Origin of the sequence: Geobacillus sp. WSUCF-018B (assembly GCF_002809985.1) — a bacterium.
Classification (GTDB): domain Bacteria; phylum Bacillota; class Bacilli; order Bacillales; family Anoxybacillaceae; genus Geobacillus; species Geobacillus thermophilus.
Map to the genome: position 1 here is coordinate 1 of NZ_PIJF01000006.1, position 19,944 is coordinate 19,944.

Here is a 19,944-nt window from a genome sequence, read left to right on the forward strand (position 1 = left end):
CGTGACGGGGCAAGCCTATGGCTTGCCTTCGACAGTCGAAAATGGACAAACCGCTTTTCCGTCAAGGATATGTTAAACTTCTTCGTTGCATCTATATAGTCCGGCAGCGCGCCTCTTTTTGCTGATCGCTACGCTTTTTTCTTCACTTTCCCGGTCCACGTTTTAAATCCGCCTTTTAAATGGTACAAATCGCGATACCCTTTCCGGTAAAGCATTTGTGCGGCCCGCCCGCTGCGCAGCCCGTTTTGGCAATATAAATAAATCGGCTGGTCTTTGCGCAATTCTTTCATGCGCATGCGCAGTTGGGTCAGCGGGATGTTGCGCGCCCCTAAAATATGTCCAGCCGCAAACTCATCCGGTTCGCGGACGTCGACGAGTTGCGCTTTTCGATAACCGGCGCGGAACTCTTCCTCTGTCAATGCTTTGACAATTCTCTTCTGCCAGAAGTACGTAATGACGGAATACACGATGATTGCGCCGAGAATAATGAGCAATGCTTCCACCCGTCATGCCTCCTTTCGCTTTGTCCGCTATTTCCTATTATATAGAGTTGCCGCTCGGAAGCAAAGTGTTTTCGCGATGCCATTTTTCTTCCCTTGGCCGGCGTTGTTTGCTAAACTAGTAAAGGTGATTCTGAAAAGAAGGTGGAACGATGGCTAAAAAGGAAGTATGGCGCTTTATTGACTCCGGCGAGGGCTCGCCGTCGTTTAATATGGCGCTTGATGAGGCGCTCTTAGAGTGGCACAGCGAAGGAAAAATTCCGCCGACGGTCCGCTTTTACGGCTGGAATCCGCCGACGTTGTCGATCGGCTATTTTCAAAAAGTGGAGAAAGAAATTGATTTAGACGCGGTGAAACGGAACGGCCTCGGCTTTGTCCGCCGCCCGACTGGCGGGCGCGGCGTTCTTCATGACAAAGAGTTGACCTACAGCGTCATCGTCTCCGAATCGCATCCCGCGATGCCGCAGACGGTGACGGAAGCGTATCGCGTCATCTCCCAGGGCATTTTGGAAGGATTTCGCTTCCTTGGGCTTGACGCGTATTTCGCCGTGCCGAAAACAGAAGAAGAAAAAGCGGATTTGCGCAGCCCGCGCTCGGCTGTTTGCTTTGACGCACCGTCGTGGTACGAACTTGTCGTTGAGGGGCGGAAAATCGCCGGCAGCGCGCAAACGCGGCAAAAAGGCGTCATTTTGCAGCATGGTTCGATTTTGCTCGATTTGGACGAAGACTTGCTGTTCAGCTTGTTTAAATATCCAAACGAGCGGGTGAAAGAGCGTCTGCAGCGCGATTTTAAAAAGAAAGCCGTCGCGATCAATGAGTTGACGAGCCGCACGGTGACGATCGAGGAAGCGAAAGAGGCGTTTTACAAAGGATTTGAAAAAGGATTGAACATCGTATTGGAACCGTACACGCTCACCGCCGAAGAGTTGGCATACGTCGAAGAGCTGGCGCGGACGAAATACGAAAGCGATGAATGGAACTTTAAGCGTTAGGCGGCAATATGGAACATCGCTCCTGTTTTGGCAAAAACGGCATGGCTGGTCCGTTTTTCGCCGTTTTTTGTCTTTTTTTGCTTGACAAAAACGAAATGATCTGTTCTAAATCACAATATATAGTATGATTTTCATAAAAAATCATACTATATATTGTTTTTTTCTGTTTGATATGGTAAGGTAGAGAAGACAGGGCAACATTGGCAAAAACATGAGAGATTATATAATTATATAAAAGAGGAGAGATAGGAGAATGACGGTGGCGTCATCCGAAAAAATGAAGATCAATATTGACAAGCTGAACGAGGATATCCGCCTATTTCCGCAAGTGCATCCGATTACGCCGGATATGCACATCACCCATAAAGGCGTATCCCGTTTGGTCATGCTTGACCGGTATTCATTCAAAGATACGGAGAAGCTGACGCTCACACCGGGCGATTTCGTTGTGTTGACGATCAAGGAGGACCCGAAATTCCCAGCCCGCGGTCTCGGTTTTATCGTCGATATTGACTGGGAGGCGAAAAAAGCGCGCGTGTTGATTGAAGACGAATACCGGCACGTGCTCGAAGGCGAGGAGGCGGAAACCGGCATTGTCCTTCGATCGCTCGACATTATCGACAAGCCGCTCGAGATTTTCTATGAGCAAATCGCCAAGCGCAATGCGACCGGGCTGGCGGCGGTGGAAAAGACCGAAGAAAAGCGGAAAGAGTGGTTCGAAAAGTTTTATCAAGAGCTCGCCAGCTTGAATTTTGTTCCGGCCGGCCGCGTGTTGTATGGGGCGGGTTCAGGCAAGGAAGTGACGTATTTCAACTGCTATGTGATGCCGTTTGTGAAAGATTCGCGCGAAGGCATTTCCGAACATCGGAAGCAGGTGATGGAAATTATGAGCCGCGGCGGCGGCGTTGGGACGAACGGCTCGACATTGCGGCCGCGCCATACGCTTGCGCGCGGGGTGAACGGCAAATCGTCCGGGTCGGTCTCATGGCTTGACGACATTGCGAAGCTGACCCACCTTGTCGAGCAAGGTGGCTCCCGCCGCGGCGCCCAAATGATTATGCTGGCCGACTGGCACCCGGACATTATCGAATTCATCGTCTCGAAAATGCAAAACCCGCGCATTTTGCGCTACCTGCTTGAAAATATGGAAGACGAGGGCATCAAAAAAGCAGCGCGCGACAAACTGAAATTCACGCCGCTCACCGAGCGGGAGCGGGCGATGTACGAAGCGATCGTCCGGTACAAAAACGCGCCTGACTACGGCGGCTTCACAGAGGAAATTATCAAAGACGCTGAAGAAAAACTGCGCACCGGCGGTACATACACGGTGCACAACCCGGACTTTTTGACCGGTGCGAACATTTCCGTCTGCTTGACGAAAGAATTCATGGAAGCGGTCGAAAAGGACGAAGAATACGAGCTGCGCTTCCCGGACGTAGAAACGTATTCTGAAGAAGAAATGCGCATTTACAATGAAAAATGGCATGAAATCGGCGATGTACGCGAATGGGAGAAAATGGGCTATCGCGTCCGCGTCTACCGGAAAATCCGCGCCCGCGAACTGTGGAAGCTGATCAACATTTGCGCGACGTATTCAGCCGAGCCGGGCATTTTCTTCATCGACAACGCCAACGAAATGACGAACGCCCGCGCGTACGGGCAAAAAGTCGTTGCGACCAACCCGTGCGGGGAACAACCGTTGGCACCGTATTCGGTGTGCAATCTGGCCGCCATTAACTTGGCGAACATGGTGGACAAAGAACGGAAGGTCATTGACTACGAAAAACTGAAACGCACGGTCGAAATCGGGGTGCGGATGCAAGACAACGTCATTGACGCCACGCCGTACTTCCTTGAGGAAAACAAAAAACAAGCGCTCGGCGAGCGCCGCATCGGCCTTGGCGTCATGGGGCTTGCAGACTTGCTCATTTACTGCGAAAAAGCGTACGGCTCTGAGGAAGGAAACCAGCTTGTCGATGAGCTGTTCCGCACGATCGCCACGACCGCTTACCGGGCCTCGATCGAGCTGGCGAAAGAAAAAGGCAGCTTCCCGTTTTTGGTCGGCGAAACGGAAGAAGAAACGCAAAAGCTGCGCGAAGCGTTCATCAACACCGGTTACATGAAACGGATGCCGGATGACATTCGCCAAGATATTTTGAAATACGGCATCCGCAACTCGCACTTGCTGACGGTGGCGCCGACGGGATCGACGGGGACGATGGTCGGCGTGTCAACCGGGCTGGAGCCGTACTTCTCGTTCTCGTACTACCGGAGCGGGCGCTTGGGCAAATTTATCGAAGTGAAAGCAGACATCGTGCAAGAATATTTGGACAAACATCCGGAAGCCGACCCGAACCATTTGCCGCCTTGGTTTGTGACGGCGATGGACTTGCCGCCGGAAGCGCACGCCGATGTGCAATGCATCATTCAGCGCTGGGTCGACTCGAGCTTGTCGAAAACGGTCAACGCGCCGAGAGGCTACACCGTCGAGCAAGTGCAAAAAGTGTACGAGCGTTTATGGCGCGGCGGCGCGAAAGGCGGCACCGTCTACGTCGACGGCAGCCGCGATGCGCAAGTGTTGACGTTGAAAGCGGAAGAAAACCGGATCGAAGAACAGCTAGAACTGCTTCCAGAAGAACAAGAGGAAAAAGAAACGAAACGCGCCGTCGTGCTTGTCGATACGATTCAAGATGTGCGCGCCACCGATGTGACGATCGGCTCCGAAATCGGCAACATTTGCCCGATTTGCCGCGAAGGAACGGTTGAAGAGATCGGCGGCTGCAACACGTGCACGAACTGCGGCGCCCAGCTGAAGTGCGGCCTGTAATGGTGATACGGATGGGTTTGGATGGATGAAACGCTGGTTTCCGTAGAGGAACCGGCGTTTTTTTTTTACATAAAAGGCAAAAGCCAAAATATAGTGGTAAAAGGCGGAAACGTTCAGTCCGAAAGAGGCGCTAGAGCGCGCCATTCGCTACGGGGCGTCCATCCAATACGATGCGGCGGCGGCTTCGCCGTTTTACCGCTATACAGATGAACAAGGGCGACAACATGAAGTGTGGTTTGAGGACGCCCGCAGCGCGTTGGCGAAATTTGACTTGGTGAAAGAATACGGATTGCGCGGAATCAGCTACTGGGTGCTCGGGTATCCGTATCCGGAAAACTGGGTGCTGTTGGAAGACAATTTCCGCATTCGCAAGCGTGGGTAAGCTAAGCAGTTAGAGCGTATGCGCCGGTCATCGGGCATGCGCTTTTATTTTGTTTCTTGGAGTTCGAGCCGCTTTTTTAGCTGATAAATTTCCAGATCGTGCTGGCCGATCTTATGGTTTAAATATTCAATCGCAATGTTCGCGTTGCGCCAATCATGTGACAATATCTCGAACATGCGCCGATGCTCAGCCAGCTCGTCCTCGATTTTTTTGAAATGGCTGCGCGTCTCGATAATGAAATGGCCCAACTTTTCCTCGAGGCGTTGTTGCTGTTCTTCGAGGCGCTGTTGTCGTTCTTCGAGGCGCTGTTGTCGTTCTTCGAGGCGTTGCTGTCCGGCTTCTAGGCGGTCGAGGCGTTCATGAATCGGCTGCAACTCCTCTTTCAGCACTGAGCGAAGCAATTCGACAAGCTCGTGAGACATTCTGCATCCCTCCTTTCAGTTTAGTTTTATTGTATCATTGCGTTCATGAGCTGTCATGGCAAATCTTGAGCAGCTTCGCGAAATCGGCCGCCAACGGGATTTGTTCCATGTGTATAACAACATGTGGGATCGGAAATTGCATCTGGATGGCATGATTGACGGCCGAGAATATCGGCAAATCGTGGCTGAAACCGATGGGCATGGTCGTTGGTTTCGCTGGGAGATGAACATATCAAATGAGGGGCAATGAACTTTCCATGAAAAATGGTGCCAAGCAAAAGAAGCATACGATTTCCCTCCAACCTTGAACCATACTAACATCAAAATATGGACAACTATAAGTGGGGGCGGTACGGCATCGGCAAATACGTGTATCGTGACGAGGAGGCGCAGGAGCTGGAGGAAACGATGCGTTCGTACATTGCCCGCTTTTTCCCGGCGGCTGAGGTGCAGTATTTTACGTAATGCCCCTTTTATGGTACAATAGAAATGATTGCTATTTTTGTCTGCCAAAAGGGCCGACGCATCGGAGTGACGGTATAGGCCGGGGGATTTGCTGGCGGCAGGCAAACGTTGCAGGAGGGGACAAACGTTGCCGACACCGAGCATGGAAGATTATATTGAGCAAATTTACATGTTGATTGAAGAAAAAGGCTATGCCCGCGTTTCGGACATCGCGGAAGCGTTGTCCGTTCACCCTTCTTCAGTGACGAAAATGGTGCAAAAGCTCGATAAAGATGAATATTTGGTGTATGAAAAGTACCGCGGCCTTGTCTTGACGCCGAAAGGAAAAAAAATCGGCCAACGGCTTGTGTACCGCCATGAGCTGCTTGAGCAGTTTCTTCGCCTCATTGGCGTCAACGAAGAAAACATTTACCGCGATGTGGAAGGGATTGAACACCATTTGAGTTGGAACGCCATCGACCGGATTGGCGATTTGGTGCAATATTTTCAAGAGGACGAACGCCGTCTTGAGGCGCTGCGCGACGTGCAAAAGCGCAATGAGCAAGGGGAGTAAGCGACTGCTTGCTCTTTTTTGTTTTTCGTACTAAACGCCTTTTCTTTCTCTTACATATATATAAACAGCGAGAAAGGGGAGGCGGCGATGAACATTGATCTCGTCTTTTCCGGCGGCGGAGTGAAAGGGTTTGCGTTGCTGGGGGCGTATGAGGCCATTGAAGAAAAAGGGCTGCGCTGGAAGCGGCTTGCCGGGACGAGCGCCGGGGCGCTGCTTGCTGCGCTGCTGGCGGCTGGATACACCGCCCGTGAGATTGCGACCGAGTTTTCCATCGACCTGGAAGCGCGCCGGCGTCTCATTGACTATGGGCGCGAGCGGGCGCGGCAGTTTTTGCGGCGGTGGGCGTTTTGAGCGCCCAAAACAAAAAAGAATCAAGCTAAAAGGAAGCCCGATTCTTTTTTTTGCCTTTTTTGCCCTCGATGACGGTCAAATGCGGAGTCGCCGTTCGCTTTTTCAACGGCCGTTTTAGTTTCGCCGGCTTCGGCTGCTTGCGCGCGGAGCGGGGATGAAGTTTTTTCGACTGCCGCACCGCTTTTAGATACGACAATCGTTCTTTGTTAGTGCGGCGTTGGTAGACGAAACGGTAAAAGAGATAAATCGCGGCTGCAAACAGCGCAACAAACAACAGCTGGCGAAACAGCACCGTCGGATGGGCAAAAAGGGTATACACAATGCCAAGCGTCCCAAGCAAAATCATAAGTCCGGCGAGCGGGTGAACAGCCCTGCGCCGCAATGAATCCACCCCCTTTACGATTACTGCACCGCTTTTTTCGCTTCCGCTTCCGCCTCTAAACGAAGAAGCTGCTGGAACGAAGCGATGGCCACTTCCACTTGGTCGTCGTCCGGCTCTTTTGTCGTCAGCCGCTGCAGCCATAGACCGGGATAGCCCAGCCAGCGCAGCAACGGAATGTCCCTCCATTTATTTGTAAACTGCAGCACCTCAAACGAAACGCCGAGCACGACCGGAATTAAGGCGAGCCGGTTCACAATCCGCAGCCAAAGCGGATCGGTCGGCACGAACAAATACAGAAACAAGCCGACGATGACGGTAAATAAAATGAAGCTGCTGCCGCACCGGTAGTGAAGGCGCGAGGCGCGTTGGACATGTTCGACAGTGAGCGGCCAGCCCGCTTCATAGGCGTTGATCACTTTATGTTCCGCCCCGTGGTATTGAAAGACGCGTTTTACAAGCGGCGTCAAGGAAATAAAGTAAATGTAGCCGAGCAATAAGGCGAGCTTAAAAGCCCCTTCAAGCAAAATTTGCCCCGTTTTTCCCGGGATGAGCGGCTTGAAAGCGGCGGCGAGCAACGCTGGGATGAGCGTGAACACCGTTTTGGCGAACAAAAACGAGAGCACGCCGATCGCGGCGGCGCCGAGAATCAGCGTCAGGTTGGAACTGCTTTCGGCCTCCGTCTGTTCTTCCCCTGGGGCGACGTCATACCGTTCGCTTGCAAACTGCAAATGTTTGGCCCCGGTTGCGCTCGCTTCAATAATGGCGACGATGCCGCGGACAAACGGGATTTTTTTGAAGGCGGCCAGCGTCGGATTGGCGCGGCGCGGTGCGGAAAAGTACTCGATCGTTCCATCGGTGCGGCGAATGGCGGTGACAGAATGCGTTTTGCCGGCAAACATGACCCCTTCGACAACCGCCTGGCCGCCGTATAACGGTTTCTCTTGTTTCATCGGGCAAACACCAACCTATTTTTTTATGTTTATTATTTTATTCTACAAGAAACGTCCGGAAACCTCTAGGTTGATGTTACTGTTATGATTTCCAAAAAATCCATTATTTACACAGAGGCGGTCATTTTTTTGCTTGATTCATGGGGCGGCAAATTGCAGGTCATACTAACAGACAAGGAGGTGTAGCATGATGGCGGAACAGAAAGGAAAACTGGAGCAAGAAAAAACGGAACGGCCGATGACGCTCGTGCAAAAAACGATTATCACCGGATTTGTCGGCGGGGTGTTTTGGAGCTTGATGGGCTATTTGGCTTACTTTTTCAACTTCAGCGAAATCAGTCCGAACATGGTTCTCATCCCGTGGGTCGCCGGCGACTGGAAATACGGCAAAGCCGGCAATTATGCGGCTATTGTGTTGATCGGCATCATTTCCATTGCGGCGGCGCTTCTTTACTATGCACTGCTAAGGAACATCCGCGGCATGTGGGCGGGAATGTTGTATGGCGCTGCGCTTTGGGTAGTGGTGTTTTATTTGCTCAATCCGCTGTTTCCGAACGTGAAGCCGGTTGCGGATTTAGAGACGAATACGGTCATTACAACGCTCTGCTTGTACATTTTGTACGGCGTGTTTGTCGGGTATTCGGTTTCTTTCGAGGCGCAGGAAATGAACCGGCCGTCGCCAAGCGCTGAACCGCAGGCGGCCAAGGAAGGAAGCTAAGCTGTCGGCCAAAGCGGGCGCATATGGCGGAAACTGCTGCGATCATGGTAAAATAAAGAAGGTTTCCATATTTTTTAGGCGCAGCCGATCTCGCGCATCGGCAACCGCCAACGTATCACATCGCCTTTGTATTACAATATTCATGGGCAGAGGAGAATGAAACATGGAAAAGCTGGAAAGGCTTCGAGCGTTGCTTGAAGAGCAGCATCTTGACGGGCTGTTGGTGACAAACGGCTGCAACCGCCGCTACATTACCGGATTCACTGGCACCGCCGGCGTTGCGCTTGTCAGCCGCCAAGGGGCGGTCTTTATTACGGATTTTCGCTATGTCGAGCAGGCGGCCAAGCAAGTTGAAGGATTTGAAATCGTCCAGCACAGCGGACCGATCGTCGATGAAATCGCGAAACAAGTGAAGCGGCTCGGGATCAAAACGCTCGGCTTTGAGCAGGAGCATGTGACGTATGCGGCGTACAAGGCGTATGAAGAGGCGATTGATGCCGAGCTTGCGCCGACATCCCATGTCGTGGAAAAGTTGCGCTTGATTAAGTCGGAAGCAGAGATTAAGATATTAAAGGAAGCAGCGGAAATTGCCGATGCCGCATTTGCTCATATTTTGTCGTTCATTCGTCCGGGCGTCAAAGAAATTGAAGTGGCGAATGAGCTTGAATTTTTTATGCGCAAGCAAGGGGCGTCTTCGTCCTCCTTCGATACGATCGTCGCCTCTGGCTACCGTTCGGCGCTGCCGCACGGGGTGGCGTCCGAAAAAACGATCGAGCGCGGCGAACTCGTCACGCTTGATTTCGGGGCTTACTACAAGGGATATTGTTCCGACCTGACAAGGACGGTCGCCGTCGGCCAAGTCAGCGCTGAGCTGCAAACGATTTATGGCATTGTCCTTGAAGCGCAGCGGCGCGGCATGCGCGGAATCAAAGCGGGCATGACCGGCAAAGAGGCTGACGCACTGACGCGCGATTATATTCGCGAACAAGGGTATGGCGATTATTTCGGACATTCAACCGGCCACGGCATCGGCCTTGAAATTCACGAAGGGCCGACGCTTTCGGCCCGCTCCGATGCGGTGCTGGAGCCGGGCATGGTTGTGACGGTCGAGCCCGGCATTTACATCCCGGGGCTCGGCGGGGTGCGCATTGAGGATGATGCGGTCATTACCGCCGATGGGAACGAAGCGCTCACTCATTCGCCGAAAGAACTGATCATTTTATAACGGATAGCGTGAGGAGGATTTCGGGCAATGATTTCAGTCAACGATTTTCGCACAGGACTTACCATCGAGGTCGACGGCGAGATTTGGCGCGTCCTTGAGTTTCAGCACGTCAAGCCGGGCAAGGGTGCGGCGTTCGTCCGTTCGAAACTGCGAAATTTGCGCACCGGCGCCATTCAAGAGCGGACGTTCCGCGCAGGCGAAAAAGTGAACCGGGCGCAAATTGACACGCGCAAAATGCAATATTTGTACGCCAACGGCGATCAACACGTCTTTATGGACATGGAAACGTACGAGCAAATTGAGCTGCCGGCAAAGCAAATCGAACATGAGCTCAAGTTTTTGAAAGAAAATATGGAAGTGTTCATCATGATGTACCAGGGCGAAACGATCGGCATCGAGCTGCCGAATACCGTTGAGCTGAAAGTTGTTGAAACCGAGCCGGGCATTAAAGGCGACACCGCTTCCGGCGGTTCGAAACCGGCCAAGCTTGAAACCGGCCTTGTCGTTCAAGTGCCATTTTTCGTCAATGAAGGCGACACCCTCATCATCAATACGGCTGACGGCACATACGTGTCACGGGCGTAAGAACCTGAACAAGGGCAGCACTGATCCGGAATGTTCCGGGCCGGTGCTGTTTTTATGCGCCAAAGGTGCCCCGTCCTGCTTCGTTGTCCATCCCCGTTTTCACCGGCAAAAACTTCTTCTGAAACGGCTTGTTCCCGCATACGTTTGTACTAATCCATCTCTATTCGCTAAATGAGGAGGGACACATGAAACATTGGCTGCGATCGATCGATTCGTCCGTTTTGGCGATGGCGGGCATGCGGATGTTGTCGGCGCTTATTGAACTGAGTGCAGCGCTGCTGATGTTGGTCTTTAATGATGTAAGAAAGGCGCTCGCCATTAACGCCGTGCTCGCTGCTGTCGGCCCGACTGTGCTGATCGTAACGATGGCGATCGGTCTGCTTTCGCTGGCGGACGAGCTTTCGTTTTCTCGGCTCGCGTTCATCGCGCTCGGGGTGGCGCTCATTTTGTTCGGCATTTACAAGTAAGGCATAAACAGCATCTTCCGCCCATACATATAGACTAGTCCACCAAAAAGGGGGAGGGCCATGGAAGCGGTATGGGGAATTTTGCCGAAAACGATCGCCGCTGTGCTGCAGCAGATGCCTTCCTGGGGGCGCAGCATCGAAGAAATCCGCATCCGTATTTCCCGGCCGCTTGAAGTGATCGTCGATGGGAAGGCCCGCTTGCTGCCATATGAAGTGACGAAAGAGGACGGCGTGTACTTGCTCAACAAGTTGAGCCATTATTCGATTTATGCCGTCGAAGAGGAGCTGAGGCGTGGATTTATGACGATTGAAGGCGGCCATCGCGTCGGGCTCGCCGGCAAAGTCGTTACAGAAGGGGGCAAGGTGAAAGCCATCCGCGATGTCGCCTCCTTTAACATCCGCATTGCCAAAGAGCAAATCGGCATTGCCGATCCGCTGATTCCGTATGTGTATGATGGGCGCTGGCGCCATACGATGATCATCGGTTCCCCGCAGACCGGCAAAACGACGCTGTTGCGCGACGCGGCGCGCCTGATCAGCAGCGGAACTGGGCGCATTCCGGCGCAAAAGGTGGCGATCGTTGACGAGCGGTCGGAAATCGCCGGCTGCGTGAAAGGCATTCCGCAATTTTCGTTCGGCCCACGCCTTGATGTGTTGGACGCTTGTCCGAAAGCGGAAGGGATGATGATGATGATTCGCTCGATGAGTCCGGATGTCATGATTGTGGATGAAATTGGGCGCGAGGAAGACAGCGAAGCGGTGCTGGAGGCGGCGAATGCCGGCGTTTCGATATGGACGACCGTGCACGGGCGCACCGTTCGAGATGTTTGGCAGCGGCCGACGTTGCGTCCGGTCATGGAGCAACGGGTGTTTGAACGGTTTATTGAGCTGACGAACGTCCCGCATCCCGGCTTCATCCGGCGCATTGTTGACGCCAACGGCGCCGTGCTGTACGAGCGGGCGGTGGCGGGCCGATGAAGTGGCTGGGCGCCTTGTTGATTCTTGCCGCCTCCACTTGGATGGGGATGGCAGCCGCCCGCGCCTTGTACGAACGGCCGCGCCAGCTTCGCCAGCTGAAAGCGGCGCTCAGGGCGTTCGAAGCGGAAGTGATGTACGGACATACGCCGCTTGCCGAGGCATCTCAGCATATCGCCCGCCAGACGGCCGCTCCGATTGGCGAGCTGTTTGCCCAGTTTGCGGCGGCGTTGCATGCGTGTGAAACGAGCGTGGCCGAAGCATGGGAAAAAAGCTTGCGGGCTGTATGGGGGAAGACCGCGCTCAAACAAGGAGAGTGGGAAGTGATGAAACAGTTTGGCGCCACGCTCGGCCAGTATGACCGGCTCACCCAGCAACAGCAAATCGCCTTGGCGCTCGCCCATCTTGAGCGGGAGGAAGCGGAGGCGCTGGACGATCAGGCGCGCTATGGCAAAATGGCGAAAAGTTTAGGCGTGTTAGCCGGGCTGCTGCTCGTCATTTTACTCATGTAGACAGGAGGCAGGACGAATGGGCATCGATGTCGATATCATTTTAAAAATCGCCGGCGTCGGCATCGTCATCGCGTTTTTGCATACGGTGCTCGACCAGATGGGAAGGAAAGAATACGCCCAGTGGGTGACGCTGCTCGGCTTTATTTATATTTTGTTTATGGTCGCTTCGATTGTAAGCGATTTGTTTCAAAAAATTAAAGATGTCTTTTTGTTCCGCGGGTAGGGGGAGAGGCCATGGACATTTTGCAAATCGTCGGCCTCGGGTTGGTGGCGACGTTCCTCGTTGTGCTGCTGCAAGAACAAAAATCGAGCCTCTCCTTTTTATTGACCGTTTTTGTCGGCTGCACCATTTTTTTGCTGCTTGTTGACCACATCAGCGATATTTTGCTGACGCTGCGGGAGATGGCGGAAGGCGCCCACATTCAAATGGTGTACTTGGAAACGATGTTGAAAATTATCGGCATTGCCTACATCGCCGAGTTTGCCGCGCAAATTTCCAAAGACGCCGGCCAAGGGGCGATCGCCGCCAAAATTGAGCTCGGCGGCAAAATCGTCATTTTGGCGCTCGCCGTCCCGATTTTGACTGCCATCATTGAAGCGGTCATCAGCCTCATTCCGGCGGCGCGATAAGGAGGGAACGGATTGAAGCGGACAGCGTTCCTCATTGCGGGGCTGCTCTCTCTCTTTTTTTGCCCGTTCGTCGTACAAGCTGCGAGCGATGGGCCGTCCGTCAGCGAGCAGCTCGCTCATTTGGATGTCAGCGACATCCGCCGTTATTGGGAAACGATCGTCCATGAGTATGGGGGCTTTTTGCCGGAAAGCGAAAAAGGGCCGCTCTCCGATTTTTTAAGCGGCGACCGGCAATGGTCGCCCGTCGAGTGGCTGAAAGCGCTCGCCCGTTATTTATTTTATGAACTGCAAGTCAACGGGAAGCTGCTTGGGACGCTCATTTTGCTCGCTGTCTTCAGCACCGTGCTGCAATCGCTGCAAAACGCGTTCGCCCAGCAGGAGGTAAGCAAAATCGCCCACGCCGTCGTCTACATGGTGCTGTTGTTGATCGCCTTAAACAGCTTCCGCCTCGCAACCGGCTATGCGCTCGAGGCGGTGCGGACGATGAGCCATTTTATCATCGCCCTCGTTCCGCTTTTGCTCGCTTTGCTCGCCTCCTCCGGCGGCGTCGTATCGGCGGCGTTTTTCCATCCGATCATTTTGTTTTTGATGAACACAACCGGCGTTGTCGTGGAATATGTCACGCTCCCGCTTCTGTTGCTAGCGGCGCTTTTAAGCGTCGTCAGCACGCTCAGCGACCGGTACAAGGCGACCCAGCTTGCCGATTTGTTGAACAAGGCCGCCCTCGGTTTGCTCGGCCTCATTTTGACGGTTTTCCTTGGCGTTATGTCGGTGCGGGGGGCAACAGCGGCGGTGGCGGACGGGGTGGCGCTGCGGGCGGCGAAATTTGTCACCGGCAACTTCATCCCGGTCGTCGGCAAGCTGTTTACTGATGCAGCCGATACGGTCGTTGCCGCTTCGATGCTGCTCAAAAATGCGGTCGGATTGGTCGGGGTGGCTGTGTTGTTGATGATTGCCATCTTTCCGGCGGTGAAAATTTTCGCCATCGTCATCATCTACAAACTATCAGCCGCGCTGTTGCAGCCGCTTGGCGGCAGTCCGGTGCTGTCTTGCCTCAACATTATCGGCAAAAGCATCGCCTATGTGCTCGCGGCGCTTTTGATCGTCTCGCTCATGTTTTTCTTCAGCCTCACCGTCATGGTTATGGCAGGGAATATTACGATGATGGTCCGCTAGGAGGAACGTTATGCAGCTTGTGATTGAATGGGTGACGAACATCATTTTGTTTTTGTTGTTTGCCATCATCATCGATTTTTTGCTGCCGTCCGGGACGATGCAAAAATATGTCAAAATGGTCGTCGGACTTTTGCTTCTCCTAATTATGTTGACGCCGGTGCTCCGGATGGCTTCGGCGGATCCGGATCAGCTTGTCGCTTCAGCACTTGCCCGTTTTTCCGACGGCTTCAAGGGGGAAGAGGCGATAAAAAATCAAATGGAACAACAGAAAAAAGAAATACAAGCTTCACAACGCGCATATATTTTAGAACAAATGGCTGTCCAGCTCGAAAACGACGTAAACGGGGAGTTGATGGAAAAGTATGGATTGAAGGCTGATATCAAAGTTTACGCCGATCACAACGAAAATTGGCGCATGCCAGAGGACATCAAGACGATTGAAGTGGCGCTTTTGAAACAACGCCCTGCCGGCGCGGTGGAGCCGGTTGTCATCGATACAACAAAGCCGCCGGCTTTGCCCGAGAGCGATGCCTCGCTGGCTGAAGAGGTGCGCGCCTTTCTCGCCGGCAAATGGGAAGTCGATGAAAATAAAATTGCCGTGCAATTTAGAGGGAGGGAATAGGGGGGATGCTCTCGTTTTTCAAACGGTTTCTTTCTTCCCCGCCCAAAGACGGGAACGGGGAAGGGGCGCGAAAACACATGCCGTTCTCATATGTCGTTGTCCTGCTGCTGGCCGGTGTGGCGCTCATGGCGGCGAGTCACTTTGCGGGTAGCGCAGACGATGCCGAAGCCAAGCCTTCCGCCAATCAGCCGGAATCCCCGTCCGAGCCGGCGTTTTTGTCGAGCAAGGAGACAAAGGATAAAGTGATCGCCGCCTATGAGGAACGGTACGAGAAGGAGTTGAAAGCCGCCCTCGAAGCAATTGAAGGGGTTGAGGATGTCACCGTTGTCGTCAACCTTGACTCAACCGAGCTGAAGCTGTTTGAGAAAAAACGCTCGACCCAGCAGCAAACGACCGAAGAAAGCGACAAGGAAGGCGGAAAACGGACGATTGAAAATCAGTCGACAAACGAAGAAGTGATCATCATCCGCAATGGCGACGAGGAAACGCCGCTTGTTGTCGCCACGAAAAAGCCGGATATTCGCGGTGTGCTTGTCGTCGCCAAAGGGGCCGACAACTTGCAAATTAAAAAATGGATCGTCGAGGCGGTGACGCGCGTGTTAAACGTTCCGAGCTACCGCGTCGCGGTCTTGCCGAAAAAATGACTCAAGTAAGGGGAGAGGAGATCGCCATGTTGAAAAAACAAACGGTATGGCTGTTGACGATGCTAAGCTTAGTAGTCGTACTGTCGGTGTATTATGTCACGGCGCCGAAAGAGATGGGCAACAGCCCGGCGCTCACCGCGAATGAGAAAACAGAAAAGCCGGCCAAACAACCAAGCGTAGCGGTGGAAGAGACCGGAGCGAAAGAGGAGCCGTCAACCGCAGGCGATGATTTGTTTACGGCGCTGCGCATGAAAATTGAGGATGAGCGGAGCCGGCTGCGCGATGAACTGAACGCTATCGTGGCTTCGGCGAATGCGACGGCCGAGGAAAAAAATGAGGCGCTCGATAAAATCGAAAAGCTCCAAGCGCTTTCTGAAAAAGAAGCGACGTTAGAGACGCTCATCAAATCAAAAGGCGGGTATGAGGACGTGCTGGTGCGCGCTGACGGCGGCCAAGTGCGCGTCACAATCAAAGCGAAAGAAAGCTCCGCCAAGTCGGCAAATGAAGTCATTCATATGGTGAAAAAAGAAATTCCGGATGCCCAATATGTCACCGTCGAGTTCCAGCCGGCCGGATGAACGCGCTGCTCTTTGCCAGAGCAGTTTTTTTTGCAATAAAAACCTTTCGTTTGCCCTGCAGTTGTGTGTATAATCGTTATGAATACGTTTGATCACCGCCTGCGAAAGACGGGCTGACACTTGGAGAAAGGTGTGAGAGCGATGAAAATTCAAGAAATCCGCGAATTGATTCGGTTGGTCGATCAATCCTCAATCGATGAATTTGTATATGAGCAAGGAGAAACGAAAGTACATATGAAAAAAGCGGTTGCTGTCGCCGTTGCACCGGCAGCCGCACCGGCGGCGCCCGCACAGGCAGTGGCAGCGGTCGAACCGCCGGCGGCCCCGGCGCCTGCGCCTGTCCAAGTGGCGGCTTCGGAAGTGAAGCCGGCGCCGGAAACGGAACCGCCGGCGGCCAAAGAAGCAAAGCCGGCTGTGGAAGACAACTTGCATCAAATTACATCGCCGATGGTCGGCACGTTCTACGCAGCGCCGGCGCCGGACAAGCCGCCGTATGTGAAGCCGGGCGACAAAGTGAAAAAAGATACGGTTGTTTGCATCATCGAGGCGATGAAGCTGTTTAATGAAATTGAAGCGGAAGTCGATGGCGAAATTGTCGAGGTGCTCGTGCAAAACGGCCAGCTCGTCGAATACGGCCAGCCGTTGTTTTTGGTCAAGCCTGAATAAGGGAGAGAACGGACGATGATCAAAAAAGTGTTGGTGGCGAACCGCGGGGAAATCGCCGTCCGCATTATTCGCGCCTGCCGGGAGCTCGGCATTGAGACGGTCGCCGTCTTTTCGCAGGCTGACCGCGACGCCTTGCATGTGCAGCTGGCGGATGAGGCGTACTGCATCGGGCCGACCGCCTCGAAAGACAGCTATTTGAATTTCACCAACATCATGAGCGTTGCCACGTTGACCGGCTGTGACGCCATTCACCCGGGCTATGGCTTTTTGGCGGAGAACGAGGCGTTTGCCGAGCTGTGCCGCGAATGCAATGTCACGTTCATCGGCCCGAGCCCGGAAGCGATCGCCAAAATGGGGATTAAAGACATCGCCCGCGAGACGATGAGGGAAGCGGGCGTGCCGATTGTGCCGGGCTCGCGCGGCGTTATTGAAAGTCTTGAGGAGGCGCGGGCGATCGCCGCTGAAATCGGTTACCCGGTCATCATCAAAGCGACGGCCGGCGGCGGTGGGAAAGGAATTCGCGTCGCCCGCAACGAAGAAGAGCTCGTCAAAGGCATCAACATCACCCAGCAAGAAGCGGCGACGGCGTTCGGCAACCCTGGCGTTTATATTGAAAAGTATATCGAAGATTTCCGCCATGTCGAAATTCAAGTGCTCGCCGATTCATATGGCAACACCATTCATTTAGGAGAGCGCGACTGCTCGATCCAGCGCCGGCTGCAAAAGCTTGTCGAAGAAGCGCCGTCGCCGGCCCTTGACGACGACATGCGCCGGAGGATGGGCGAGGCGGCGGTCAAGGCGGCCAAGGCGGTCAACTACACGGGCGCCGGCACGGTCGAATTTATTTATGACCACCGGAACAAACAGTTTTATTTCATGGAAATGAATACGCGCATTCAGGTGGAGCACCCGGTCACCGAGCTCATTACCGGTGTCGATTTAGTAAAAGAACAGATCCGCGTCGCTGCCGGTGAAAAGCTGTCGCTCACCCAAGAGGACGTCTCCTTTAACGGTTGGGCGATCGAATGCCGCATCAATGCGGAAAACCCAGCGAAAAACTTTATGCCGTCGCCGGGGAAAATCGCCATGTACTTGCCGCCGGGCGGTCCGGGCGTGCGCGTCGATTCCGCCGCCTACCCGGGCTATACGATTCCGCCGTATTACGATTCGATGATCGCCAAACTGATCGTTCACGCGCCGACGCGTGAGGAGGCGATCGCCCGCATGAGACGGGCTCTTTCGGAGTTTGTCATTGAAGGCATTCATACGACGATCCCGTTTCACATAAAATTAATGGAACATGAGAAATTCCAAAGCGGCGAGTTTAATACGAAGTTTTTGGAGTTATATGATATTATGAAGGCGGAATAGGAGGTGCCTTATGTCTGAGCATGTCTTTGAAACAGAGCAAGTGTACCCGGCGCTCGGCAAGGTGGAAATTGCACCGGAAGTGATTGAGGTGATCGCTGGCATCGCGGCGTCAGAAGTCGACGGCATCGCGCAAATGCGCGGCAATTTCGCCGCCGGCGTTGCCGAGCGGTTCGGCAAAAAGCATCACGGCAAAGGCGTCAAAGTCGATTTGCGCGATGACGGGGTTGTCATTGACCTTTATTGCTTCGTCCAGTTCGGCGCGTCGATCCCGAACGTGGCGAAAAAGGTGCAGGAAAACGTGCGCCAGGCGCTTTGGAACATGACCGGCTTGGAAACGAGCGAAGTAAACGTGCACATCGTCGGCATTCAGTTTGAAAGCGGAAAACAGGAGCACGACGCCGTCGAACAACGGTGACAAAAACAGAAGGCAGCTGCTTTCGGAGCAGCCGCCTTTTGTTTTTTTCGTCAAAGTCTGTTATTGTAATGAACGAGGCCATCAGCGGAGCCGGCGGTGTAAAATCGGCAGCAAGACGGGCGACGGGAAGGGGCTGGCTTTTTCCGAAAAATATGATAAGATTTTAATATAAATGTTCGTATTTAGAGAGGGGGAAGGCAATGAAGCGGCATGAAGCGCGGGAAAAAGCGCTGCAGGCGCTGTTTCAAATCGACGTCGGGCACATTCCGCCGGAGGAGGCGCTGGCCAATGTGGCAGGAAGCAGCGAAGCGGATCCATTTTTGCGCCAGCTTGTACTAGGCGTCGTCGAGCACCAGGAGGAAATTGACGAGCTGTTGCGCGCCAATTTGGAAAAGTGGACGCTTGAGCGGGTGGCCAATGTGGACCGCACCATCTTGCGCATGGCGACGTATGAGATGAAGTATGCCGACGATGTGCCGGTGAGCGTCAGCCTCGATGAAGCGGTCGAGCTGGCGAAAAAATTCGGCGATTGGAAATCCGGGAGTTTTGTCAACGGCGTGCTTTCGAAAGTGAAGGCGGCGCTGCAAAAATAGGACAGGCCGCCGGCTGCGCAAGCTTTCGGCGTCAAGTCAGGCAAACCGATATGGATGGACGAACAAGGAGAGGGGAACGAGATACGATGACAGCACAAATCATCAGCGGAGCAGAACTGGCCGCAACGATTCGCGCCGGGTTGGCGGAAGAAACAGCGAAGTTGAAGGAAAGCGGCGTTGAGCCGGGGCTGGCCGTCATTCTTGTCGGCGACGATCCGGCGTCGCATTCGTATGTGAAAGGGAAGCAAAAAGCGTGCGCTGAAGTGGGCATTCGTTCATTTCTTTACACATTTCCGGCGTCCATCAGCGAAGAGGAGCTGTTGGCGAAAATCCGCGAACTGAACGGCGATCCGGCGGTGCACGGCATTTTAGTGCAGCTGCCGTTGCCGGAGCATATCCGCGAATGGTCGGTCATTGAAACGATCGCCCCGGAAAAAGATGTCGATGGCTTCCACCCGATCAACGTCGGGAAAATGATGATCGGCCAGCCGGCGTTTCTTCCGTGCACTCCGCATGGCGTTCTCGTGATGGTCAAATCTGCCGGCATCGACATTGCCGGGAAGCATGTCGTCGTCGTCGGCCGGAGCAACATCGTCGGCAAACCGGTCGGCCAGCTGTTTTTGCGCGAGCATGCGACCGTCACCTACGCCCATTCGAAAACGCCTGATTTGCCGGCCGTCACGCGGCAGGCTGACATTTTGATCGTCGCGGTTGGCAAGGCGCGTCTCATCGGTCCGGACCACGTCAAACCGGGAGCTGTCGTCATTGATGTCGGCGTCAACCGTTTGGAGAGCGGCAAACTGTGCGGCGATGTTGATTTTGACGCCGTCAAAGAAGTGGCGGGCTATATCACGCCGGTGCCAAAAGGGGTCGGTCCGATGACGATTACGATGCTGTTGCACAACACGATCGAAGCGGCCCGGCAGCTCGCCGTGAAGTGAGG

The 19,944-nt window shown here is 53.8% G+C and carries 25 protein-coding genes and 3 pseudogenes; 24 read left to right on the forward strand and 4 right to left on the reverse strand.

Going from position 1 to position 19,944, the window contains the following annotated elements; genetic code table 11:
* Window positions 1-128: 128 nt before the first annotated feature.
* Window positions 129-503 (reverse strand): rhodanese-like domain-containing protein, encoded by a 375-nt coding sequence (locus CV944_RS03035; RefSeq protein ID WP_011231903.1) that lies wholly within the window; start codon window positions 501-503, stop codon window positions 129-131.
* 149 nt (window positions 504-652) lie between these two features.
* Here CV944_RS03035 and CV944_RS03040 point away from each other — a divergent pair, with 149 nt between their 5' ends.
* From CV944_RS03040 to CV944_RS03050, 3 genes and pseudogenes are all read left to right on the forward strand, one after another.
* A complete protein-coding gene (locus tag CV944_RS03040) occupies window positions 653-1,492 on the forward strand; it encodes a lipoate--protein ligase family protein (RefSeq protein WP_033010185.1) in 840 nt (279 codons plus the stop codon).
* A 253-nt stretch (window positions 1,493-1,745) separates the two neighbouring features.
* Entirely contained in the window at window positions 1,746-4,319 is a 2,574-nt protein-coding gene (locus CV944_RS03045; RefSeq protein WP_100659104.1) for a vitamin B12-dependent ribonucleotide reductase, read from the forward strand.
* A 100-nt stretch (window positions 4,320-4,419) separates the two neighbouring features.
* Window positions 4,420-4,701, forward strand: a pseudogene (locus CV944_RS03050) (spore gernimation protein); the annotation flags it as partial.
* A gap of 44 nt (window positions 4,702-4,745) precedes the next feature.
* On the opposite strand, the gene CV944_RS03055 reads toward CV944_RS03050, so the two are convergent.
* Window positions 4,746-5,123 carry a hypothetical protein gene (locus CV944_RS03055; RefSeq protein ID WP_100659105.1) on the reverse strand — a complete coding sequence of 126 codons (378 nt, stop codon included), beginning with the start codon at window positions 5,121-5,123 and terminating at the stop codon, window positions 4,746-4,748.
* 55 nt (window positions 5,124-5,178) lie between these two features.
* Between CV944_RS03055 and CV944_RS03060 the strand changes: the two genes are divergently transcribed.
* The 4 genes and pseudogenes from CV944_RS03060 to CV944_RS03075 form a co-directional block, all read left to right on the forward strand.
* Window positions 5,179-5,373, forward strand: coding sequence for a DUF2332 family protein (locus CV944_RS03060; RefSeq protein WP_100659106.1), 195 nt, complete (start codon window positions 5,179-5,181; stop codon window positions 5,371-5,373).
* 86 nt (window positions 5,374-5,459) lie between these two features.
* Window positions 5,460-5,588 (forward strand): annotated as a pseudogene (locus CV944_RS03065) (spore photoproduct lyase family protein); the annotation flags it as partial.
* Window positions 5,589-5,715: 127 nt separating this feature from the next.
* The gene (gene mntR / locus CV944_RS03070; protein WP_033009676.1) at window positions 5,716-6,141 is read left to right on the forward strand and encodes a transcriptional regulator MntR; all 426 of its coding nucleotides are present in this window, start codon (window positions 5,716-5,718) and stop codon (window positions 6,139-6,141) included.
* 87 nt (window positions 6,142-6,228) lie between these two features.
* Window positions 6,229-6,396: pseudogene (locus CV944_RS03075) on the forward strand (patatin-like phospholipase family protein); the annotation flags it as partial.
* A 121-nt stretch (window positions 6,397-6,517) separates the two neighbouring features.
* On the opposite strand, the gene CV944_RS03080 reads toward CV944_RS03075, so the two are convergent.
* Window positions 6,518-6,874, reverse strand: a complete 357-nt coding sequence (locus CV944_RS03080) for an SA1362 family protein (protein WP_033009672.1) — start codon at window positions 6,872-6,874, stop codon at window positions 6,518-6,520.
* A 20-nt stretch (window positions 6,875-6,894) separates the two neighbouring features.
* Window positions 6,895-7,824, reverse strand: coding sequence for a DUF1385 domain-containing protein (locus CV944_RS03085; protein WP_033027765.1), 930 nt, complete (start codon window positions 7,822-7,824; stop codon window positions 6,895-6,897).
* Between the two features lie 187 nt (window positions 7,825-8,011).
* Between CV944_RS03085 and CV944_RS03090 the strand changes: the two genes are divergently transcribed.
* The 17 genes from CV944_RS03090 to folD all read left to right on the forward strand — a co-directional run bounded on the left by CV944_RS03090 (window position 8,012) and on the right by folD (window position 19,942).
* Entirely contained in the window at window positions 8,012-8,542 is a 531-nt protein-coding gene (locus tag CV944_RS03090) for a YqhR family membrane protein (protein WP_033016421.1), read from the forward strand.
* A gap of 163 nt (window positions 8,543-8,705) precedes the next feature.
* Window positions 8,706-9,767: a M24 family metallopeptidase gene (locus CV944_RS03095; RefSeq protein WP_033009385.1), complete on the forward strand. Its 1,062-nt coding sequence runs from the start codon at window positions 8,706-8,708 to the stop codon at window positions 9,765-9,767.
* Between the two features lie 27 nt (window positions 9,768-9,794).
* Window positions 9,795-10,352, forward strand: coding sequence for an elongation factor P (gene efp / locus CV944_RS03100; protein ID WP_033009386.1), 558 nt, complete (start codon window positions 9,795-9,797; stop codon window positions 10,350-10,352).
* Between the two features lie 185 nt (window positions 10,353-10,537).
* Complete coding sequence (locus CV944_RS03105; protein WP_033009388.1) at window positions 10,538-10,819, forward strand: YqhV family protein; 282 nt, start codon at window positions 10,538-10,540, stop codon at window positions 10,817-10,819.
* Between the two features lie 60 nt (window positions 10,820-10,879).
* Entirely contained in the window at window positions 10,880-11,797 is a 918-nt protein-coding gene (gene spoIIIAA, locus CV944_RS03110; RefSeq protein WP_033016424.1) for a stage III sporulation protein AA, read from the forward strand.
* The gene (spoIIIAB, locus tag CV944_RS03115) at window positions 11,794-12,306 is read left to right on the forward strand and encodes a stage III sporulation protein SpoIIIAB (protein ID WP_033009392.1); all 513 of its coding nucleotides are present in this window, start codon (window positions 11,794-11,796) and stop codon (window positions 12,304-12,306) included. The genes spoIIIAA and spoIIIAB overlap by 4 nt, the downstream gene beginning before the upstream one ends.
* Window positions 12,307-12,322: 16 nt before the next feature.
* Window positions 12,323-12,529 carry a stage III sporulation protein AC gene (gene spoIIIAC, locus CV944_RS03120; RefSeq protein ID WP_020960538.1) on the forward strand — a complete coding sequence of 69 codons (207 nt, stop codon included), beginning with the start codon at window positions 12,323-12,325 and terminating at the stop codon, window positions 12,527-12,529.
* A gap of 11 nt (window positions 12,530-12,540) precedes the next feature.
* On the forward strand, window positions 12,541-12,936 hold the full coding sequence (gene spoIIIAD / locus CV944_RS03125; RefSeq protein ID WP_227412604.1) for a stage III sporulation protein AD: 396 nt from the start codon (window positions 12,541-12,543) through the stop codon (window positions 12,934-12,936).
* A 12-nt stretch (window positions 12,937-12,948) separates the two neighbouring features.
* Window positions 12,949-14,112, forward strand: coding sequence for a stage III sporulation protein AE (spoIIIAE, locus tag CV944_RS03130; protein ID WP_033009396.1), 1,164 nt, complete (start codon window positions 12,949-12,951; stop codon window positions 14,110-14,112).
* 10 nt (window positions 14,113-14,122) lie between these two features.
* A complete protein-coding gene (spoIIIAF, locus tag CV944_RS03135) occupies window positions 14,123-14,734 on the forward strand; it encodes a stage III sporulation protein AF (RefSeq protein WP_033009399.1) in 612 nt (203 codons plus the stop codon).
* A gap of 5 nt (window positions 14,735-14,739) precedes the next feature.
* Complete coding sequence (spoIIIAG, locus tag CV944_RS03140) at window positions 14,740-15,378, forward strand: stage III sporulation protein AG (protein ID WP_033009400.1); 639 nt, start codon at window positions 14,740-14,742, stop codon at window positions 15,376-15,378.
* A 26-nt stretch (window positions 15,379-15,404) separates the two neighbouring features.
* Window positions 15,405-15,956, forward strand: a complete 552-nt coding sequence (locus CV944_RS03145; RefSeq protein ID WP_033009401.1) for a SpoIIIAH-like family protein — start codon at window positions 15,405-15,407, stop codon at window positions 15,954-15,956.
* A 141-nt stretch (window positions 15,957-16,097) separates the two neighbouring features.
* Window positions 16,098-16,622, forward strand: a complete 525-nt coding sequence (accB, locus tag CV944_RS03150) for an acetyl-CoA carboxylase biotin carboxyl carrier protein (protein ID WP_100659107.1) — start codon at window positions 16,098-16,100, stop codon at window positions 16,620-16,622.
* A gap of 15 nt (window positions 16,623-16,637) precedes the next feature.
* Window positions 16,638-17,993 (forward strand): acetyl-CoA carboxylase biotin carboxylase subunit, encoded by a 1,356-nt coding sequence (gene accC / locus CV944_RS03155; RefSeq protein WP_033009405.1) that lies wholly within the window; start codon window positions 16,638-16,640, stop codon window positions 17,991-17,993.
* 10 nt (window positions 17,994-18,003) lie between these two features.
* A complete protein-coding gene (locus CV944_RS03160; protein WP_044743180.1) occupies window positions 18,004-18,408 on the forward strand; it encodes an Asp23/Gls24 family envelope stress response protein in 405 nt (134 codons plus the stop codon).
* A 200-nt stretch (window positions 18,409-18,608) separates the two neighbouring features.
* Window positions 18,609-19,001, forward strand: coding sequence for a transcription antitermination factor NusB (nusB, locus tag CV944_RS03165; RefSeq protein ID WP_100659108.1), 393 nt, complete (start codon window positions 18,609-18,611; stop codon window positions 18,999-19,001).
* Window positions 19,002-19,087: 86 nt separating this feature from the next.
* Entirely contained in the window at window positions 19,088-19,942 is an 855-nt protein-coding gene (gene folD / locus CV944_RS03170; RefSeq protein WP_033009410.1) for a bifunctional methylenetetrahydrofolate dehydrogenase/methenyltetrahydrofolate cyclohydrolase FolD, read from the forward strand.
* The last annotated feature ends 2 nt before the right edge of the window (window positions 19,943-19,944 follow it).

Coding starts and splice junctions, on each gene's coding strand:
- CV944_RS03040 (WP_033010185.1), top strand. CDS start 653: ATGGCTAAAAAGGAAGTATGGCGCTTTATTGACTCCGGCGAGGGCTCG.
- CV944_RS03045 (WP_100659104.1), top strand. CDS start 1,746: ATGACGGTGGCGTCATCCGAAAAAATGAAGATCAATATTGACAAGCTG.
- CV944_RS03055 (WP_100659105.1), bottom strand. CDS start 5,123: ATGTCTCACGAGCTTGTCGAATTGCTTCGCTCAGTGCTGAAAGAGGAG.
- CV944_RS03060 (WP_100659106.1), top strand. CDS start 5,179: ATGGCAAATCTTGAGCAGCTTCGCGAAATCGGCCGCCAACGGGATTTG.
- CV944_RS03085 (WP_033027765.1), bottom strand. CDS start 7,824: ATGAAACAAGAGAAACCGTTATACGGCGGCCAGGCGGTTGTCGAAGGG.
- CV944_RS03090 (WP_033016421.1), top strand. CDS start 8,012: ATGATGGCGGAACAGAAAGGAAAACTGGAGCAAGAAAAAACGGAACGG.
- CV944_RS03095 (WP_033009385.1), top strand. CDS start 8,706: ATGGAAAAGCTGGAAAGGCTTCGAGCGTTGCTTGAAGAGCAGCATCTT.
- efp (WP_033009386.1), top strand. CDS start 9,795: ATGATTTCAGTCAACGATTTTCGCACAGGACTTACCATCGAGGTCGAC.
- CV944_RS03105 (WP_033009388.1), top strand. CDS start 10,538: ATGAAACATTGGCTGCGATCGATCGATTCGTCCGTTTTGGCGATGGCG.
- spoIIIAA (WP_033016424.1), top strand. CDS start 10,880: ATGGAAGCGGTATGGGGAATTTTGCCGAAAACGATCGCCGCTGTGCTG.
- spoIIIAB (WP_033009392.1), top strand. CDS start 11,794: ATGAAGTGGCTGGGCGCCTTGTTGATTCTTGCCGCCTCCACTTGGATG.
- spoIIIAC (WP_020960538.1), top strand. CDS start 12,323: ATGGGCATCGATGTCGATATCATTTTAAAAATCGCCGGCGTCGGCATC.
- spoIIIAD (WP_227412604.1), top strand. CDS start 12,541: ATGGACATTTTGCAAATCGTCGGCCTCGGGTTGGTGGCGACGTTCCTC.
- spoIIIAF (WP_033009399.1), top strand. CDS start 14,123: ATGCAGCTTGTGATTGAATGGGTGACGAACATCATTTTGTTTTTGTTG.
- spoIIIAG (WP_033009400.1), top strand. CDS start 14,740: ATGCTCTCGTTTTTCAAACGGTTTCTTTCTTCCCCGCCCAAAGACGGG.
- CV944_RS03145 (WP_033009401.1), top strand. CDS start 15,405: ATGTTGAAAAAACAAACGGTATGGCTGTTGACGATGCTAAGCTTAGTA.
- accB (WP_100659107.1), top strand. CDS start 16,098: ATGAAAATTCAAGAAATCCGCGAATTGATTCGGTTGGTCGATCAATCC.
- accC (WP_033009405.1), top strand. CDS start 16,638: ATGATCAAAAAAGTGTTGGTGGCGAACCGCGGGGAAATCGCCGTCCGC.
- CV944_RS03160 (WP_044743180.1), top strand. CDS start 18,004: ATGTCTGAGCATGTCTTTGAAACAGAGCAAGTGTACCCGGCGCTCGGC.
- nusB (WP_100659108.1), top strand. CDS start 18,609: ATGAAGCGGCATGAAGCGCGGGAAAAAGCGCTGCAGGCGCTGTTTCAA.
- folD (WP_033009410.1), top strand. CDS start 19,088: ATGACAGCACAAATCATCAGCGGAGCAGAACTGGCCGCAACGATTCGC.